A 16,551-nucleotide genomic window follows, 5' to 3' on the forward strand; every position below is an offset into this window, starting at 1 on the left:
CCGGGAGTGCGCGGCCGAGGTCCCCGCCCGGGCCTGCGCGAACGGACCGCCCGGGCCCCGCGGGTCGCCCGGGCCGTCCCCGGTGTCCTCCTCGGGGGGCGCGACGTCGCCGGCGGCGGCCAGCTCGTCGAGCACCACGTCCAGCACCCGCACCGCACCGGCCTTGTCCAGCGGGTCGTTGCCGTTGCCGCACTTGGGCGACTGCACGCACGACGGGCAGCCCGACTCGCACTCGCAGGTGGCCACCGTGGCCCGGGTCGCGGTCAGCCAGCGGCGCAGCACCGCGTGCCCGCGCTCGGCGAACCCCGCCCCGCCCGGGTGGCCGTCGTAGACCACGATCGTGGCCTGCCCGGTGTCCGGGTGCAGGGCCGTGGACACCCCGCCGAGGTCCCACCGGTCGCAGGTCGCCAGCAGCGGCAGGATGCCGATCGCTGCGTGCTCGGCGGCGTGCAGCGAGCCCGGCAGCTCCCGGTCGCCCAGCTCGGCGCGCTGCAGGGCCCGCTCGTCGAGGGTCAGCCACACGGCCCGGGTCCGCAGCTGCCGGGCCGGCAGGTCGAGGGGGAACTCCGCGAGCACCTCGCCGGTGCCGATCCGCCGCCGCTGGTAGGCCACGACCTGGTTGGTCACGTCCACGGTCCCGGTGTGCGCGGTGACGGTGCCGAGCCGGCGGGTGGTGTCGACGTCGACGATCGACAGGTCGGTGACGTCGCGGGCCACCGTCGTCCACTCCGGGCTTTCCGCGTGGACGGCGGCGCACGCGTCCTCGACGTCGAGCTCGTCGACGACGTAGGTCTCCCCGCGGTGCACGTAGAGCGCGCCGGTGTGCACCGCCGAGTGCGCCGCGTCGCCGTCCACCGTGCCCAGCAGCCGGCCGGTCGCGCCCTCGACGATGGAGACCGGCTCGGCGCCCGAGCCGCGGATGTCCACGTCGGGACGTCCGCGGCCGGCCCAGTACCAGCCGGTGGGCCGGCGGCGCAGCTGGCCCTCGGCGACCAGCCGGTCCAGGGCCTCCCGGGCCGGCTCGCCGCCGAACACCTCCAGCTCGTCCTCGGTGAGGGGCAGCTCGGCGGCGGCGCAGCACAGCTGGGGCCCCAGCACGTAGGGGTTGGTGGGGTCGGTGACGGTGGCCTCGACCGACCGGCCGAACACCGCCTGCGGGTGGTGGGCCAGGTAGTGGTCCAGCGGGTCGTCGCGGGCGACGAAGACCACCAGCGACTCCCGCTGCGCCCGCCCGGCGCGGCCGGCCTGCTGCCACAGCGAGGCCAGCGTGCCGGGGTACCCGGCCAGCAGGACGGCGTCGAGCCCGGCGATGTCGATCCCCAGCTCCAGCGCATTCGTCGTCGCCACGCCCAGCAGGTCCCCGGCCGAGAGGGCGCGCTCGAGCTCCCGGCGTTCCTCGGGCAGGTAACCGCCCCGGTAGGACTCCACCCGCCGGGCCAGGTCGGCGCGCCCCCGGTCGACCAGGACGCGGCGTGCCTGGTCGGCCACCGACTCCGCCGACCGCCGCGAGCGCACGAACGCCAGCGTCCGCGCGCCCTGCTGCACCAGGTCGGCCAGCAGGCCGGCGGCGTCGGCGGCGGCCGAGCGGCGCAGCGGGGCGCCGTGCTCACCGGTCCGCTCGGTCAGCGGCGGCTCCCACAGCGCGAACGTGGCGCCCGGGCGGGGTGAGCCGTCCTCGGTCACCGCGGCCACGGGGGCGCCGACCAGCCGGGACGCCGCGGTCGCGGGGTCGGCCACCGTCGCCGAGGCCAGCAGGAACACCGGGTCCGCGCCGTAGCGGCGGCAGACCCGCCGCAGCCGGCGCAGCACGTGCCCGACGTGGGAGCCGAAGACCCCGCGGTAGGCGTGGCACTCGTCGACGACGACGTAGGCCACCCGCCGCAGCACGGAGGACCAGCGCTGGTGGGCCGGCAGGATCCCGCGGTGGACCATGTCCGGGTTGGTGACGATCCACCGCGCGTGCCGGCGCACCCACTCCCGGTCCTCCTGCGGGGTGTCCCCGTCGTAGGCGGCCGGCCGGACGTCGGCCGGGGCCAGGCCCGCGACCGCGGCCAACTGGTCCCGGGCCAGGGCCTTGGTGGGTGCCAGGTAGAGCACGCGGGCGCGCGGGTCGGCTGCCAGCGCGGCCAGCGCCGGCAGCTGGTAGGCCAGCGACTTGCCCGACGCGGTGCCGGTGGCGACGACGACGTGCTGACCGTCGTGCGCGAGCTCGGCGGCCGCGACCTGGTGCGCCCAGGGCTCGCGCACCCCGCGCGCGACCAGCCGCTCCCGCAGCTCCGGCGGCGTCCAGGCCGGCCAGCTGCCGTGCGCGGCCTGCCGGACCGGGAGCCGGTGCACGTGGGTGACCGGGGTGTCCTCGTCCGGCGTGCCGGCCAGCAGCGCGTCGAGCAGTTCGTCGCCCGGGAGCTCCCGGGGCAGCGGTGCGGCGGCCGACGTCACCGCTCCACTGTCACACCCGCTGGCAACCCACCAGGTGGCAGCCGCATCTGTGGACACCGTCCCCGGGTGTGGACGACGGCCCGCGCGCCGTCGGTGCCCGCCGCGAGGGTGCGCGGACCGGGACCGCAGCGGCGGTCCCCGCAGCCGAGGAGACCCCGTGCCCGACACCGTGACCCTGCAGCTGGACGCCGTCGGCGAGCTGGTGACCCAGCTGACCGGCCTCGGCGCCGAGCTCTCCGCCGACGGGCAGGACCTGGCCCGCGACGGCACCAGGCTCGGCGGAGCGCTGGGCGGGCCGGCCGCCGTGGAGCTGACCGCCGCCGGGCAGCTCGCCGCCGGCGCGGTGGGCGCCGTGGCCGACCGGGCGACGGCGGTGGCGCAGACGCTGGCCTCCGCGCTCGCCTCCTACCGCGCGCTCGAGGGGCTGCTCACCGAGCGCCTGGGCACCGGGCGGTACGCGCCCACCGCCCGGTGACCGGCAGCCTGGCCGCGGTCGAGGCCTGGGACCTGCCCGCGCTGCGCTCCGCCACCGCGGCACTGGGCGAGGCCCCGGTCCGGCTGCGTGCCTGGCAGCAGCGCCTGGACGCCGTCCGCGCGCGGCTGGACGCCGTCGTCGACGCACCGGTGGCCGTCGACCCCGCCGAGCCCGCCGCCGTCCCCACCCCGGTGGACCGGCTGGGCGCGGCCGGGCTGGCCGCCGGCTGGCCCGGGGGACCGGACGTGCTGCGGGACGTCGACCTCACCGCCGACCGGGACGGCTGGCTGGTCGTGCGCGGGCCGTCGGGGGCGGGCAAGTCGACCCTGCTGGCGGTGCTCATGGCCTCGTTGCGGCCACGCGCCGGCCGCTACGACCTGGCCGGGGTCCCGGCCGGCACGCTGACCGGGGACGACGTCCGGTCGGCGATCGCCTGGCTGCCGCAGGAGGCGCACGTGTTCGCGTCCTCCATCCGGGCCAACCTGGCGCTCGCCGGGCCCCGCGGCGAGGTCGGCGAGGACGCGATGCTCGCCGCGCTGCACGCCTGCGGCCTGGGCGGACTGGTCGCCGGGCTGCCCGACGGCCTGGACACCCCGGTCGGTGCCGGAGGGACGGCGCTGTCCGGCGGGGAGCGCCGCCGGCTGGCGGCGGCGCGCGCGCTGCTCGCCGACCGGGACGTCGTCCTGCTCGACGAGCCCACGGCCCACCTGGACCGACCGACCGCGGACCGACTGGTCGCCGATCTGCGCACCGCACTGGCGGGGCGGGTGGTCGTGTGCGTGACGCACGACGAGCGGCTGGCCGGGCACGACGACACGACCCTCACCCTCGATGCGAGGGTGAGGGTCGCGGCGGGCTGAGGCCGCCGGCACCGGGGGCGGGGGAACACCCGGTGCCGGCGGGGTCGGTGCGGGCGCCCGGCGGGGTCAGGGCCGGGCGGCCGGGTCAGCGGGGGCCGCTCAGCGGGTGCCCGAGTAGTGCACGACGGCGTTGGCGCCGCGGTGGCGGGCGGCGTCCAGGCACAGGACGGCGCGGCGCTCGACCTCGTGGGCGGTCAGCCCCTGCTCCAGCGTGGCGACCCCGGCGCAGGCGATGAGGCCGGTGACCGCGCCGGTGACGACGCCGGCCATCCGGGCGGCGACGACGTCGGCGGCGGCCGGGGTGCCCTCGACGAGGACACCGAACTCGGTGTGGTCCTCACGGGCCAGCCAGTCCTCACCCCGGAGGGCGCCGGCGAGCAGTGCGGTGACGGTGGTGAGCGCGCCGGTGGACAGCGGCCAGCCGGTGTCCTTGCGCAGCAGGCCGATGACCACCAGTGAGGCGGGCCGCTCGGCCACGGTGGCCAGGCGGTCCTCGATGCGGTGGTGCAGGGCGGTGGGGCCGGGCAGCAGCGCCGCGTCGAGGGACGCGACCGGGGCCGGCGCGGTGAGCGTGGTGGTCATGCGTGCATCGTCGGTGCGGCGCAGGTGAAGGTTGTGTGCAATCGGAACCGGATCCCCCGAAGTGGGCAGAGCGGTTCTGTCGGAGGTGCGTGATTCCGTGCCGCATGGGATTCACCGGGCACGTGTTCCTCGGCATGAGCGTCGACGGCTTCATCTCCCGCCCCGACGACGGCCTCGACTTCCTCGACCGGACCGACGGCTCGGGCGAGCCCGGCGACGCCGGCTTCACCGACTTCGTCACCTCCGTCGACGCCCTGCTCATGGGCCGGGGCACCTACCGGGTGATCGCCCCCGTCGAGGAGTGGCCCTACCAGGGCAAGCCGGTGCACGTGGTCAGCAGCACCCTCGACCCACGCGCCGACCGCCGGGTCACCGTGCACCGGTCGCTGGAGGACGCGGTGGCCGCGCTCGACGACGCCGGGTACGCCCGGGTCTACCTCGACGGCGGGTCGACGGTGCGCCAGCTGCTCGCCCGCGGCCGGGTGCAGACGCTGACCCTCTCCCGGGTCCCGGTGCTGGTCGGCGAAGGGTTCAGCCTGTTCGGCCCGCTCCCCCACGACGTCGACCTGGAGCACGTGTCCACCGAGGTGCTCGGCGGCGGCATGGTGCAGACCACCTACCGGGTCAGGGAATCGTCCCAGGGCGCAACGACTTGAGCGGAGCATGGACGTCTTCCTCACCGGTGGCACCGGGCTCGTCGGCTCCTCCGTCCTCGCGGCCCTGGTCGCCGAGGGCCACACCGTGCGCGCGCTGGCGCGCAGCGACTCCTCCGCCGCGGCCGTCGAGGCGGCCGGCGCGACCGCGGTCCGCGGCGACCTCACCGACGCCGACCTGCTGGCCCGCGAGGCCACGGCCGCCGAGGGCATCGTCCACACCGCCTCGCCCGGCGACGCGACCAGCGCCGACGTCGACGCCGCGTTCCTCGACGCGGTGCTGGGTGCGATCGCCGGCAGCGGCAAGCCCTACGTGCACACCGGTGGCGTCTGGGTGCACGGCTCGGGCACCGTCGACGAGGACACCCCGCGCGACGCCCCCGAGCTCACTGCCTGGCGCGAGCCGCTGGACAACCGGGTCACCTCGGGCGCCCACGGCGTGCGCGGCATCCTGGTCGAGCCGGGCATCGTCTACGCCGAGCGCGACGGCCAGGTCGCCGGCATCACCGGCGCCGTGCTGGGCGGCCCCACCGACGACGACGGCGCCCTGCTGCTCCCCGGCAGCGGCCAGCAGCACTGGACGACGGTGCACGCGGCCGACCTGGGCCGGCTCTACGTGCTCGCCCTCACCCACGGCCCGGCCGGCAGCACCTACCTGGGCGTCAACGGCGACAACCCGACGGTGGCCGGGATCGCCGAGGCGGCCGGCGTGCGCGCGGTCGGCACCTCCGACGAGTCCACCCTGGAGCGGCTGGGCGCCTTCGGCGGGGCGCTGCTGCTGGACCAGCAGGCCACCGGCGACAAGGCCCGCCGCGAGCTGGGCTGGGCCCCCACCGAGCCCACCCTCACCGAGCTGCTGGGCCGCCTGCGGGGCTGAACGGGCCGGTGGCCGGCACGTCGACGGCGACCTCGGGGCCCAGCCGGGCGTCGACCAGCTCGAGACGGTCACCGGACCAGAAGCTGCCCGGGTCGTAGGAGTTCAGCGGCCGGTCGTCGGGCAGCAGGCCCATCGCGGTGTAGGTCGCCGCGACCAGCTCGGCGCAGAAGATCGTCTCGGCGGCGGTGCGGCGGTTGACCAGGCCGCTGGCCCATCCCCGGACCAGCCGGAGGGTCGTCGGGAAGGGCCGGCCGTCGTGCCGGGCCACCGCGCGCAGCACGGCGTCCTCCATCGCCGGGGTGACCCCGCCGTCGTCGGCCGGGCCGACCAGCTGGCGCAGCCAGGCCCGCTGGCCGTACTTCTGCCGCCACACCTGGACGGCGTCGCGCAGGTCGTGCAGCTGCACCCCGCGCTGGTGCGTGCCGGTCCAGGCGTCGGGCAGGGACCTGCCGAGCTCGGCGTGCCACAGCAGCGGCGGCAGGTCGTCGAGCACCACCGCCATGCCGACGTGGTTGACCGGGGAGTTGGTCAGCGTCTGGATGGCCCGGTCGGCCACCGAGGCGCCGCGGAACAGCCAGACGTCGCCGGTGCGGGTCAGGTCCACCGCGGCGTCGAGGGTGAGCACCTCAGGACGCCAGCGACGTGCCGGCCGGGTGGGCCACCTGCGCCCAGACCTCGTCCAGCGACAGGCCGAGCTCGGCGACCACCGCGGCGACGGTGGTGAACGCCGGCGTGGCCACCCGGCCCGACTCGATCTTGCGCAGCGTCTCCGGGGAGATGCCGGCGGCCAGCGCGGTGTCCAGCAGCGTGCGCCCGCCGCGCGCCCGGCGCAGCAGTGCGCCCAGCCGCCGGCCGCGCTCGACGTCGTCGGGGGTGAGGGGCAACCGGACCATGGGCGGGATACTAGTACCGGGATAACATGGCCGGCGTGATCGAGATCCTCTCCCCCTCCCAGGTCGCCCGCGCCCGGGAGACCGGCGCGCTGGTCGCCGACATCCTGTACGGCCTGCGCGACCGGGCGACCGTCGGCACGAACCTGCTGCAGATCGACGCCTGGGCCAAGGAGATGATCCTCGGCGCCGGCGCCACCTCCTGCTACGTCGACTACGCGCCCTCCTTCGGCCGCGGCCCGTTCGGCCACTACATCTGCACCTCGGTCAACGACGGCGTGCTGCACGGCCTGCCGCACGACTACGACCTGCGCGACGGCGACCTGCTCAGCCTCGACCTCGCCGTCGTGCTGGGCGGGGTGGCCGCGGACTCCGCGATCAGCTTCGTCGTCGGCGACTCCCGCCCGGCGGAGAGCGTGCGGCTGATCGAGACCACCCAGCGCGCGCTGGCCACCGCCATCGAGACCGCCGGACCCGGCGTGAAGCTCGGTGACGTGTCGGCGGCGATCGGCGAGGTGCTGCGCGGGGCCGGTTACTCGGTCAACACCGAGTTCGGCGGGCACGGCATCGGCACGACCATGCACCAGGACCCGCACGTGCCCAACGACGGCCGGGCCGGGCGCGGGATGAAGATGCGCCCGGGTCAGCTGCTGGCGCTGGAGCCGTGGGTCATGTCCGACACCGACGAGCTGGTGACCGACGAGGACGGCTGGACGCTGCGCAGCGCCACCGGCTGCCTGACCGCGCACAGCGAGCACACCGTGGCCATCACCGAGGACGGCGTCGAGGTGCTCACCCTGCCCAGCCGACGCTGACCCGGCGCGGCTCCACCCGCGTGGGCGCCCCTCCGGCCGCGCCGTGACCCGGACCAGGGGGCGCCGGCGCGGCTCAACCCGGGCGGCGGCAGCGGTTACCGTGCCGGGCATGCGTGCGGGGACGGTCGGGAAGCTGCTCGGGCTCGCCGGTCTGGCCGGGGTGGCGGCCACCGGGGTGGTGCTGGCCCGCGACGAGCGGCAGCGCCGGGCCTACACGCCCGACGACGTCCGCGCCCGCCTGCACGCCCGCGCCGAGGCGGCTGCGGCCGACGACCGGGCCGTCGCGCAGGACGAGCCCGGCTCACCGATGGTCGAGGCCAGGGACGGGCTCACCTTCCTCCCCCGGCCCACCACCCGGCGCGGCCGTCTCGTCCAGCGCGCGCGGTGGCAGCTGCTCCACCTGCCGCACTGGGCGCAGCCGCGCCGCCGCGGCACCGACTGACACCTCAGCGTTCGTCGCGGGCCCACCCACGCGCGCTGAGCTGTCACTCGGCGGGGCGGCGGGGGCGGTAGGGGTTCGCTGCCGAGCACGATGAACCCGCCCCCACGATGACCGCGGTTCGTGACGGCTTCCGCTTCAGGCACGGGGGACCACAGGCCGCGGCACCCAGGCGCACGAGGGCACGCTGGTGGCGCCCCCACCCGGTCGATCTGGTGACCTCGAAGCCGGCAACCAGGGCGGCAGCGCGCGCCAGCACCTGACGTCGAACGGCCCGTGAGGAGCCGCTCCACAGCGGTGCAGTCAGCCCAGGGTAGCGGTCTCCTGGGTTCGGGTCGCGGCCGTGAGGCGGGCCTCGCTGCCGACGACCCGCGTGGTGAGCACGCCCAACCGGTCGACCTCGACCTCGACGACGTCGCCGGGCTGCAGCAGCCACGGCGGGGTCCGCGCGTAGCCGACCCCTGAAGGAGTACCGGTGGCCAGCAGGTCTCCGGGTCGCAGGGTGAGGGTGCGGCTGATGAGGGACAGGGTGTCCCCCACCTCGTAGACCATCTGGTCGGTGCACCCGTCCTGGACGAGCTGCCCGTTCACCCTGGTCTGCACCCGCAGTCCCTCGCGCAGGTCACCGACCTTGGCCGCCGGGACCATGGGGCCCAGCGGCCCGGACCGGTCGGCGTTCTTGCCGAGGATCCACTGGCTGGTCAGCTTCTGGGCCCGCCGGGCCGTGATGTCGTTGAAGGTCGAGTAACCGACCACCGCGGCCAGCGCCTCCTCCGGGGTGGCGTCGACGAGGGTCTCTCCCACCCACGCCACCACCTCGCCCTCCCAGTCCAGACCGTCCTCGTCGGCCGGTACGGGCACGTCGGCCCCGTCGACGGTGAGCGAGGCCGTCCACCGGGCGAACAGGGTGGGGTGCTCGGGCAGTGGTTCGTCGCTGAAGGACCCCTCGGCCACGTGCTTCAAGTAGTTCAGCCCGATGCAGATGACCCGAGCCCCGGGCAGCACCGGCGGCACGAGCTCGACCTCGCCCACCGACCTGGCCGGGCCGGTCGCCGGAGCGGCCAGGAACGCGGCAGGGTCGGCCCAGAACTCCTCCAGCGCGGCGACGTCGCGCACGGTGGCTCCGTCCGCGGCGAGGGCGGCCACCCGGACACCGTCCGGCCCTGCTGTCCCCACGACCCTCACGAAGCGTCCCCCTGGCTGGCCAGCAGCTCGGCAGCGGCCTCGACGGCGTCGACCAGCTCGGGGTAGGCCCCGCAGCGGCAGATGTTGCCGGCCAGGTGCTCGCGGATCTCGGTGCGCGTGGGCTGGGGATTCTCGGTCAGCAGCTCCTTGGCCGCCATGAGCATCCCGGGGGTGCAGAAGCCGCACTGAAATGCGAAACGGGTGATGAAGGCGTCCTGCAGCGCGTGCCGCACCCCGCCGGCGTCCAGGCCCTCGACGGTCTCGATGCTTCCGCCGTCGACCAACACGGCCAGCCGCACGCACGACGCGGTGGAGCGGCCGTCCTCCAGCACCGTGCAGGTGCCGCAGACGCCCTGCGCGCAGCTCTCCCGCGCGCCGTACAGCGAGAGGCGTTCGCGCAGCACCTCCAGCAGCGTCTCGCCGGGGTCGACGTCCAACGACTCGGCGCGACCGTTCACGGTCAGCTCGAGGTGCTCGGTCACGGCTGGTCCTCCTCGGTGGTCGCCTCGATGGCGGCGAGCACCCGTTCGGCGGTCATGGGCAAGGCGTGCAGATCGGCACCGGTCGCGTCGGCGATGGCGTTGGCCAGGGCGGGGGCGACGGCGAAGGTGCCGGTCTCCCCCACGCCCTTGGCGCCGTAGGGGCCGTCGCGCTGAGGCACCTCGACGACGATGCACTCGATCGGTGGGACGTCGAGGAACCCCGGCACCTTGTAGAAGCCGAGGCCGGGGCTGGTGAGCTGGCCGTCCTCGTCGTGGGTGAGCTCTTCGGAGCAGCTCATGCCCAGCTGCATGACCGCGGCGCCGGTCAACTGGGTGCGCACCAGCTCGGGGTTCAGCGCCCGTCCGGCGTCGCCGACCACCACGAGCCGGGTGACCCGCAGTTGCCCGGTCTCGGTGTCGACCTCGACCTCGGCCCCGGCGGCGCCGGTCATCCAGAAGGCGGTGATCCGCGGCGACTGGCCGGTCTCCGGGTCGGGTGCGGTGTAGTCCGGGGTGAACTCGTGGGCGTGGGTGATGCTGCCGGCCTGCACGCCGACCCGGCTGACCATCACGTCGCGGAAGCTGATCCGGCCCTGGCCACCGCGCACCAGCACCTCGCCGCCCTCGACCTCGAGGTCCTCGACGGGGGCGCCGAGCAGCGGAGCGGCGACCTCCAGCAGCTCCTCTCGGACCGCCGTCGCGGCCCCGACCACCGCGTTGCCCGCGTGGTAGGTGGAGCGCGAGCCCAGCGTTCCGGTGTCGTAGGGCGTGGTGTCGGTGTCGGCGTGGGTCACCCGCACCCGGCTCGCGGGCAGGCCGAGGGTCTCGGCCACCAGCTGTGCCATCGCCGTCATGGACCCCTGCCCGACGTCGACGGTGGGGCACTGCACCGAGGCGCTGCCGTCGGCGTTGAGACGCACCACCGCACCCGACGTGCTGGGCGTGACCACGGCCTTGAGGGCTATCGCGATGCCGCGCCCGCGCCGGACCGGGCCCTGGCTGCGCTCGATCGGGCGGTCCAGGTCCATGGCCTGCACCAGCTCAGCGAGCACCTCCTCGTTGGCGGTGTCGGCGAGCACCGTGCCCGTGTGGTGCTCGGCCCCGCGGTGCAGCAGGTTCTGCTGCCGGAAGGCCACCGGGTCCCGGCCCAGCTCACGGGCCAGCAGGTCCGTGTGCCGCTCGTAGGCCCACGCAACCTGCGGGACACCGAACCCTCGCATGGCCCCGGCCGGGGGCAGGTTGGTGTAGACCGCACGGGAGTCGATGGCCACGTTCGCGATCCGGTAGGGCCCTGCGGCGGTGAGGCCGGCCTTCTGGGTGACCCGCGGCCCGATGTCGGCGTAGGCGCCACCGTTCCACCACACGTCGACCCGCCGGGCCGCGATGGTCCCGTCCGCGTCGACCCCGCTGGTGATGGTGATCGTGCTGGCGTGCCGGGTCAGGGTGGAGAAGGTCTCCTCCATCGACAGCGCAAGCCGTACCGGGCGGCGGGCCAGCACCGCGCAGACGGCCACGAGGGGCTCGAGCTTGGGGTAGAGCTTGGCGCCGAAGCCGCCGCCGAGGAACCCGGTGCGGATGGACACCATCGACTCCGGCAGCCCGAACAGCCGGGCGACCTCCAGCCGGGCGATCGAGGGGTTCTGGGTGGCCGAATGGATGATCAGCCCGCCGTCGTCGGCGACCTGGCCGATGGCCACGACCGGCTCCAGCGGCGCGTGCGCGATGGCCGGGGTGGTGAAGGTGTGCGTCACCACGTGGTCGGCGGCGGCGAGGGCGGCGTCGACGTCCCCGCGCCGCAGCTGGTAGTCAAGCGCGACATTCGTGTCCCGTCGTCCCTTCAGGTGCTTGAGGTCGGCGAAGGCGGTGCCCGGCCGCAGCTCCTCGTGCAGCACCGGGGCGTCGGGGGCGGCGGCGGCCACCTCGTCGAAGACGGCCGGCAGCTCGTCGTACTGGACGTCGACCAGCGCGGCGCCCTCCTCGGCGGCCCGGACGTCGTCGGCCAGCACGACCGCGACCGGCTCGCCGACGAAGCGCACCTTGTCCACGGCGAGCACGGGCTGGTCGTGGAAGGCGGGCCCGAAGTAGGGGTCGGGCAGCACGGTGAGCACCTCGGCGGCCGTGATGATCGCGTGCACCCCGGGGACGGCGCGGGCCGCCTCGGTGTCGATCGAGGAGATGGTGGCGTGCGCGACGAGGCTGCGCACGAGCTTGGCGTGCAGCATCCCGGGCACGGCGAGGTTGTGGATGTAGGAAACCCGGCCGGAGGTCTTGGCGACGCCCTCAGTGCGGGTGGCCGAGTGGCCCACGGTGGACTTCACGGTGCGAGCACCTCCTGGAGTGCGCGGCGGGCGGTGACCCGGACGACGGTCTGCTTGTACGACGCGCTCCCGAAGGAGTCGCTGGCGTACTCCAGGCCCTCTGCGGCGGTGCGGGCGGCCTCGGACACCAGCTCGTCGGTGGGCACCTGGCCGACCAGCAGGTCGCGGACGGCGGGTCGCAGGTGGGCGCGCACCGTCACCGACCCGACAGCGACATCGGCCTCGGCGACCCGGCCCTCGACGACGGCGGCCCGGACGGCGACCCCGACCGCGGGCCAGTCCTCGACGGTGCGGGCGGTGGTCTTGACGTACTTGCCCCGCACCGGCGTCGCCGCGGCGGGCACCCGGACGGCGGTGATCAGCTCTCCCTGCTCCAGCGATGTCTCGTAGTAGCCCACGAGCAGGTCGTCCAGCGGCAGCGTGCGCAGCCCCGCGGGGCCGGCCACCTCGACCTGGGCGCCCAGGGCCAGCAGCACCGGGGGCAGGTCCTGGTGCGGGTCGGCGTGCCCCAGGTGGCCACCGAGGGTGGCGGTGTTGCGGATGCGCGTGCTGGCCAGCCAGGTGCATGCCGCGGCCAGCACCGGGGAGTGCTCGGCCACCAGGGGCGAGGTCTCGACCTCGCGCAGCGTGGTGAGCGCGCCGATGTGCAGGGTGCCGTCGCCGTCCCGACGGATGCCCCGCAGGTCACCCCGGAGCCGGCCGAGGTCGACGAGCAGGCCGGGTGCCGCGAAGCCGTTGCGCAGCAGCAGGGTCAGGGAGACCCCGCCGCCGACGGGACGGGCGTCCTCGTCGGCGGCGAGCAGGGCGACCGCACCGTCGAGGTCGACCGGGCGTTCGAGGGTGCACCCACGGGGGATGAGCACGGTGGTTCCTCTCAGCTGAAGGTGACGTACCAGAAGCGGACGGCGGTGACGAGGCAGATGAGCATGCTCACGGCCAGCGCCGTGTTCATGCCCCTGCCGGCCCGGTGCTCGCCCATGAGGGACTTCTTGTTGACCAGGTACCACCACGTGCCCACGCCGATGGGCATGAAGGTGGCGTTGAACGCCGAGCCCCAGGAGGCCCAGTCGAAGGGGTTCCACCCCAGGAAGGGCACGGAGAACCCGATGAGCACCATGACGCCCTGCACGGCCTTGAACTTCTTGTCCTTCAGACCTGCGGGCCAGCGCAACAGATCGGACACGACGTAGCCCGCCACGCTGGTCTGCACGACGGCCGTGGTGAGCACTGCACCGAGCAGGCCGATGGCGAACAAGATCGCCGAGAGATCACCGGTGACCGGGCGCAGGGACTCGGCGGCGGTGACCGCACTGGTCGCGGTGATGCCCGCGGGGTACAGGGTCGAGCCGACCACGACGATGACGGCGAGGGACACGAACATCAGCAGCAGGTTGAGCATGCCGGTCTCGAACCTGATCAGCGGCAACCGATCGGTTCCCCACTTCCGCTCGACCGTGCCGTAGCTCTGGATGGTGGGCACGTTGATGGCCAGCGCAGCACCCAGCACAGCGGTGAACAGAAGCACCGTGTTCTGGTCCGTGGGGAGGGAGAAGGTGAACATCTCCCCCACGCCGCTCCAGTCGACCGGCACGATGAACAACGCGACCACGTACGTCAGCGCCAGGATGTAGAGGAAGACCTGCAGCAGCTTCTCGGCCACCTTGATCCGGCCGGGCAAGAGCGCCATGAGCGCGACGACGCCGACCATGGCCACGCCCCACGCCCGGGCGCCGAGCTGCGGGAACACCAGCTGCAGCGCCGAGGTGCCCAGCACGATGTTGATCGTGTAGAAGACCAGGTTGACCAGCAGCACCGCCCCGCCGTTGACCCAGGCGAGCGCCGGGTGCACCTCGTCACGCATGACGGCGAGCGGGTTCTTGCGGGCGACGACGGCGATCTTCACGCAGGCGTAGGTGGCCGCCCAGATCGCGACGACGGCCGGGATGACCACCCAGCCGAACACCAGCCCGGTGGCCGAGGCGAGGATGACGGCGTTGGTGACCGACGCGCCGCCGATGTTCAGGCCGCCGGCCAGCCAGGCCGGGCCGGACTGCCGGAAGTACCCGACGCCGGTCGCCAGGCGACCGCGATTGCCCTGCTGTGCGGTGTCCACGGGTGTGCTCATGGCCGTGCCTCTCGGGAGCGTGGACGTCGTCGTCGCACGCGTGGGGACGGCGGGTCGCGGGTGCGGCCGGCCGGTGGTGGGTGGTGCGGGTCGAGCGGTGCTGCTCAGGCGGGGACGTGCTCGGTGAACCAGGTGGCGTACTCGTGGCGGGTGGGTGCCCAGACGTCGTCGCGCTCGGCGACGGTGCGAGCGATCTGGTCGAGCACCCAGGCGCCGTAGGGTCGGCCGAAGACGTGGGCGTGCACGGTGACGTCGAGGTGCGCTCGGCCGGTCTCGTGCTCGTCGGTCCAGGCCAGCGTGTCGAGGAACGTCTCGAACAGGCGGCGCGGGGGCTGCCCGTGCTTCATATAGCTGGGCAGGTCGTTGACGTCCATGGTGAACGGCAGGTGCACCAGGTCGCCGGTCTCGGGCGTGCGGTACGGGGCGTCGCGGTCGAACACGTCCGAGAACCACTGCAGCCCGGCCTCGGCCAGCAGCTTCCCGGTCACTGCGCTGGGGGTGCAGCGCGGGCTGAGCCACCCGTGGAGGGCGTCACGGCCCACCACCGAGCCCAACCCGTCGAGGGTCCGCTGCAGGTTGGCCCGCTCCGCGTCCTCGTCGAGGACGGCGGGGATGACGTCCTGCGTCCAGCTGTGCGGGGCGATCTCGTGGCCAGCGTCGCGGGCGGCGAGCAGCGACCCGGGCGACAGCTCGGCCAGCCGGCCGCTGGCGAACACGGTCGCCTTCACGCCCCGGGTCTCGAGAACCCGCAGCAGGCGCCAGATGCCCTCACGCCAGGCGTAGTCGCCGAAGGAGGCGGCGTTGTGATCGAACACGCCGGCCGGCAACGGGTTGCCCATCGGGCCCAGACCGGGGACCCGGTCGGGCGCCCAGCACTCGTAGGCGATGTTGAGCAGGACGACGGTGCGCTTGCCCTCGGGCAGCTGCAGGACATGGGTCTCGGACTGGGTCACGGCTGGACCTCCGCGGTGGGGTCGGTGGCGGTCGCTTCGCAGGTTCCGACGCGGCGTTCCTCGGCCATCAGGGCGGCGACCAGGTCATCACCGACGCCGAGCTTGTGCTCCAGCGCCAGGCGGGCGGCGGCGTCGCCGTCGCGGCGACGCAGTGCCTCGAGGATGGCCCGGTGTTCGTCGTTCGAACGCCGCAGCCGATCCTTCTTCAACCGCAACACGGTCACCAGGCCGACCTGACCGTCCCAGAGCTTGGCGATCAGGTCGTGCAGACGTCGGTGCGGGCAGGCCGAGAACACCACCTCGTGGAACTCACGGTTGAGCCGGCTGTAGGCGACGACGTCGTCGGCGTCGAGCACTTCGTCGATCTGCTCGATCAACATCTGGAGCTGGCCCAGGGTGGCGTCGTCGACGAAGTCGGCAGCTGCACCGGTGGCCAGGCTCTCGAGGTGTCCACGGATCAGGTAGGCCTCACGGACCTCGTCGGGGTGGAACACCTTCACCTGGGCGCCGCGGTAGGGCAGCACCTCGACCAAGCCATCGGCCTCCAGGCCCCGCAGCGCCTCGCGCACCGGGATGTCGCTGCAGCCGAACTCCTCGGCGATCCGCCGGATGACCAAGCGGTGTCCCGGCTGCAACTCGCCCTCCAGGATGCGGCGCCGCACGGCGCTGTGGATCTCGGTCGACCTGATCGGCATGGCACAAATATATGATCTGATCGATGCAGTGGCAAGGGTCACGTCGAGGGAAACGACAGTCGGGTTCGCGCATCCCCTCTGACGGTGCACCTCTGCGTCGCGGAGACATGGGCAAGCTTCTGGGCTTCCCGGCCTGGCCGGGGTGGGGTGGGAATCACGGACAGTCCGCCGGCCTCGCTATGACCCGTCCGGACGCTCTGCTGCCACCTGGACGACGGGCGCCGGCGCGGGCGGTGGTTCAGCAGCAGGTGGCCGGGCGGCGTCGTCACCGAGCGCACCAGCTCCAACCCGGTGGCCGGGATGCCGTCGAGCAACCGCCGGTCCGCTCCCGCGACGCCGACGCGACCACCAGCTGCAGCTCGTCCACCAGGTCGGCCGCCAGCAGCGACTGGAGCAGCGCGATGCTGGCGTGCACCCCGACGTCCCCGCCGTCCCCTTCGCGGAGCGACCGCCCGTACGCCGCGACGTCGCCCTCGATGGCTGCAGCCGCCCACCCACCGGGCAACGGGGACGACGTCGCCACGTGCTCGGGCACCGCGTAGATGAACGACGCGAACGGCTCGACGTCGCTGGTCGGCCACAAGCCAGCCCACTCCTCGTGGCTGCGCCGGCCGAGCAGACGTCGGTCTAGGTCGAGATCAGCTCGGCCAGGTGGGCGCCCAGGACGTCGTCCCAGATGTCGATGAACGCGTCGGGCGACTCCGCGACGCCGTCCAAGGACAGCAGTTCGTAGGCGATGACTCTGCGCATGCCCCCAGACCAC

19 protein-coding genes are annotated in these 16,551 nt (G+C 74.3%); 6 read left to right on the forward strand and 13 right to left on the reverse strand.

What is annotated here, in order from left to right:
• On the reverse strand, positions 1-2,439 hold a 2,439-nt coding region (locus tag NH342_RS12115), incomplete at its 3' end, for a DEAD/DEAH box helicase (RefSeq protein WP_253015129.1).
• Between the two features lie 157 nt (positions 2,440-2,596).
• Here NH342_RS12115 and NH342_RS12120 point away from each other — a divergent pair.
• Positions 2,597-2,914: a hypothetical protein gene (locus NH342_RS12120; RefSeq protein WP_253015130.1), complete on the forward strand. Its 318-nt coding sequence runs from the start codon at positions 2,597-2,599 to the stop codon at positions 2,912-2,914.
• Positions 2,911-3,774: an ATP-binding cassette domain-containing protein gene (locus NH342_RS12125; protein WP_253015131.1), complete on the forward strand. Its 864-nt coding sequence runs from the start codon at positions 2,911-2,913 to the stop codon at positions 3,772-3,774. Before NH342_RS12120 ends, NH342_RS12125 begins: the two co-directional genes overlap by 4 nt.
• Before the next feature lie 99 nt (positions 3,775-3,873).
• Here the strand turns inward: NH342_RS12125 and NH342_RS12130 are convergent, their stop codons facing one another.
• Entirely contained in the window at positions 3,874-4,356 is a 483-nt protein-coding gene (locus NH342_RS12130) for a hypothetical protein (protein ID WP_253015132.1), read from the reverse strand.
• A gap of 104 nt (positions 4,357-4,460) precedes the next feature.
• Between NH342_RS12130 and NH342_RS12135 the strand changes: the two genes are divergently transcribed.
• Together NH342_RS12135 and NH342_RS12140 are read left to right on the forward strand one after the other, a co-directional pair.
• Positions 4,461-5,012 (forward strand): dihydrofolate reductase family protein, encoded by a 552-nt coding sequence (locus NH342_RS12135; protein ID WP_253015133.1) that lies wholly within the window; start codon positions 4,461-4,463, stop codon positions 5,010-5,012.
• Between the two features lie 7 nt (positions 5,013-5,019).
• Positions 5,020-5,886 carry an NAD-dependent epimerase/dehydratase family protein gene (locus NH342_RS12140; protein ID WP_253015134.1) on the forward strand — a complete coding sequence of 289 codons (867 nt, stop codon included), beginning with the start codon at positions 5,020-5,022 and terminating at the stop codon, positions 5,884-5,886.
• Here NH342_RS12140 and NH342_RS12145 read toward each other — a convergent pair.
• Together NH342_RS12145 and NH342_RS12150 are read right to left on the reverse strand one after the other, a co-directional pair.
• The gene (locus NH342_RS12145; RefSeq protein WP_253015135.1) at positions 5,855-6,511 is read right to left on the reverse strand and encodes a hypothetical protein; all 657 of its coding nucleotides are present in this window, start codon (positions 6,509-6,511) and stop codon (positions 5,855-5,857) included. The two genes, NH342_RS12140 and NH342_RS12145, sit on opposite strands and share 32 nt — an antisense overlap.
• 1 nt (position 6,512) lies before the next feature.
• A complete protein-coding gene (locus NH342_RS12150; RefSeq protein ID WP_253015136.1) occupies positions 6,513-6,779 on the reverse strand; it encodes a helix-turn-helix domain-containing protein in 267 nt (88 codons plus the stop codon).
• 35 nt (positions 6,780-6,814) lie between these two features.
• On the opposite strand from NH342_RS12150, the gene map reads away from it, so the two are divergent.
• Both map and NH342_RS12160 read left to right on the forward strand, forming a co-directional pair.
• Complete coding sequence (gene map / locus NH342_RS12155) at positions 6,815-7,591, forward strand: type I methionyl aminopeptidase (protein ID WP_253015137.1); 777 nt, start codon at positions 6,815-6,817, stop codon at positions 7,589-7,591.
• A 109-nt stretch (positions 7,592-7,700) separates the two neighbouring features.
• Positions 7,701-8,033, forward strand: coding sequence for a hypothetical protein (locus tag NH342_RS12160; RefSeq protein ID WP_253015138.1), 333 nt, complete (start codon positions 7,701-7,703; stop codon positions 8,031-8,033).
• A 300-nt stretch (positions 8,034-8,333) separates the two neighbouring features.
• Here NH342_RS12160 and NH342_RS12165 read toward each other — a convergent pair whose 3' ends face one another.
• From NH342_RS12165 to NH342_RS23475, 9 genes are all read right to left on the reverse strand, one after another.
• Entirely contained in the window at positions 8,334-9,176 is an 843-nt protein-coding gene (locus NH342_RS12165; protein WP_253015139.1) for a fumarylacetoacetate hydrolase family protein, read from the reverse strand.
• A 35-nt stretch (positions 9,177-9,211) separates the two neighbouring features.
• On the reverse strand, positions 9,212-9,697 hold the full coding sequence (locus NH342_RS12170; protein ID WP_253015140.1) for a (2Fe-2S)-binding protein: 486 nt from the start codon (positions 9,695-9,697) through the stop codon (positions 9,212-9,214).
• Positions 9,694-12,015, reverse strand: coding sequence for a molybdopterin cofactor-binding domain-containing protein (locus tag NH342_RS12175; RefSeq protein WP_253015141.1), 2,322 nt, complete (start codon positions 12,013-12,015; stop codon positions 9,694-9,696). The genes NH342_RS12170 and NH342_RS12175 overlap by 4 nt, the downstream gene beginning before the upstream one ends.
• Positions 12,012-12,878, reverse strand: a complete 867-nt coding sequence (locus NH342_RS12180) for a xanthine dehydrogenase family protein subunit M (RefSeq protein ID WP_253015142.1) — start codon at positions 12,876-12,878, stop codon at positions 12,012-12,014. Before NH342_RS12180 ends, NH342_RS12175 begins: the two co-directional genes overlap by 4 nt.
• A gap of 11 nt (positions 12,879-12,889) precedes the next feature.
• Positions 12,890-14,140, reverse strand: coding sequence for an NRAMP family divalent metal transporter (locus NH342_RS12185; protein ID WP_253015143.1), 1,251 nt, complete (start codon positions 14,138-14,140; stop codon positions 12,890-12,892).
• 104 nt (positions 14,141-14,244) lie between these two features.
• Positions 14,245-15,093: a polysaccharide deacetylase family protein gene (locus NH342_RS12190; RefSeq protein WP_253015144.1), complete on the reverse strand. Its 849-nt coding sequence runs from the start codon at positions 15,091-15,093 to the stop codon at positions 14,245-14,247.
• Positions 15,090-15,878 (reverse strand): GntR family transcriptional regulator, encoded by a 789-nt coding sequence (locus tag NH342_RS12195; protein WP_253015145.1) that lies wholly within the window; start codon positions 15,876-15,878, stop codon positions 15,090-15,092. Before NH342_RS12195 ends, NH342_RS12190 begins: the two co-directional genes overlap by 4 nt.
• Positions 15,879-16,053: 175 nt before the next feature.
• The gene (locus tag NH342_RS12200; protein WP_253015146.1) at positions 16,054-16,371 is read right to left on the reverse strand and encodes a dihydrofolate reductase family protein; all 318 of its coding nucleotides are present in this window, start codon (positions 16,369-16,371) and stop codon (positions 16,054-16,056) included.
• Positions 16,372-16,415: 44 nt separating this feature from the next.
• A complete protein-coding gene (locus NH342_RS23475) occupies positions 16,416-16,538 on the reverse strand; it encodes a hypothetical protein (protein WP_256480150.1) in 123 nt (40 codons plus the stop codon).
• Between the last annotated feature and the right edge of the window lie 13 nt (positions 16,539-16,551).

Source organism: Klenkia sp. PcliD-1-E, from assembly GCF_024124375.1.
Lineage (GTDB): Bacteria > Actinomycetota > Actinomycetes > Mycobacteriales > Geodermatophilaceae > Klenkia.

Bases quoted from the DNA above. Each gene is read 5' to 3' on its own strand.
- NH342_RS12130 (WP_253015132.1), bottom strand. From the start codon at position 4,356: ATGACCACCACGCTCACCGCGCCGGCCCCGGTCGCGTCCCTCGACGCG.
- NH342_RS12135 (WP_253015133.1), top strand. From the start codon at position 4,461: ATGGGATTCACCGGGCACGTGTTCCTCGGCATGAGCGTCGACGGCTTC.
- NH342_RS12140 (WP_253015134.1), top strand. From the start codon at position 5,020: ATGGACGTCTTCCTCACCGGTGGCACCGGGCTCGTCGGCTCCTCCGTC.
- NH342_RS12150 (WP_253015136.1), bottom strand. From the start codon at position 6,779: ATGGTCCGGTTGCCCCTCACCCCCGACGACGTCGAGCGCGGCCGGCGG.
- NH342_RS12160 (WP_253015138.1), top strand. From the start codon at position 7,701: ATGCGTGCGGGGACGGTCGGGAAGCTGCTCGGGCTCGCCGGTCTGGCC.
- NH342_RS12185 (WP_253015143.1), bottom strand. From the start codon at position 14,140: ATGAGCACACCCGTGGACACCGCACAGCAGGGCAATCGCGGTCGCCTG.
- NH342_RS23475 (WP_256480150.1), bottom strand. From the start codon at position 16,538: ATGCGCAGAGTCATCGCCTACGAACTGCTGTCCTTGGACGGCGTCGCG.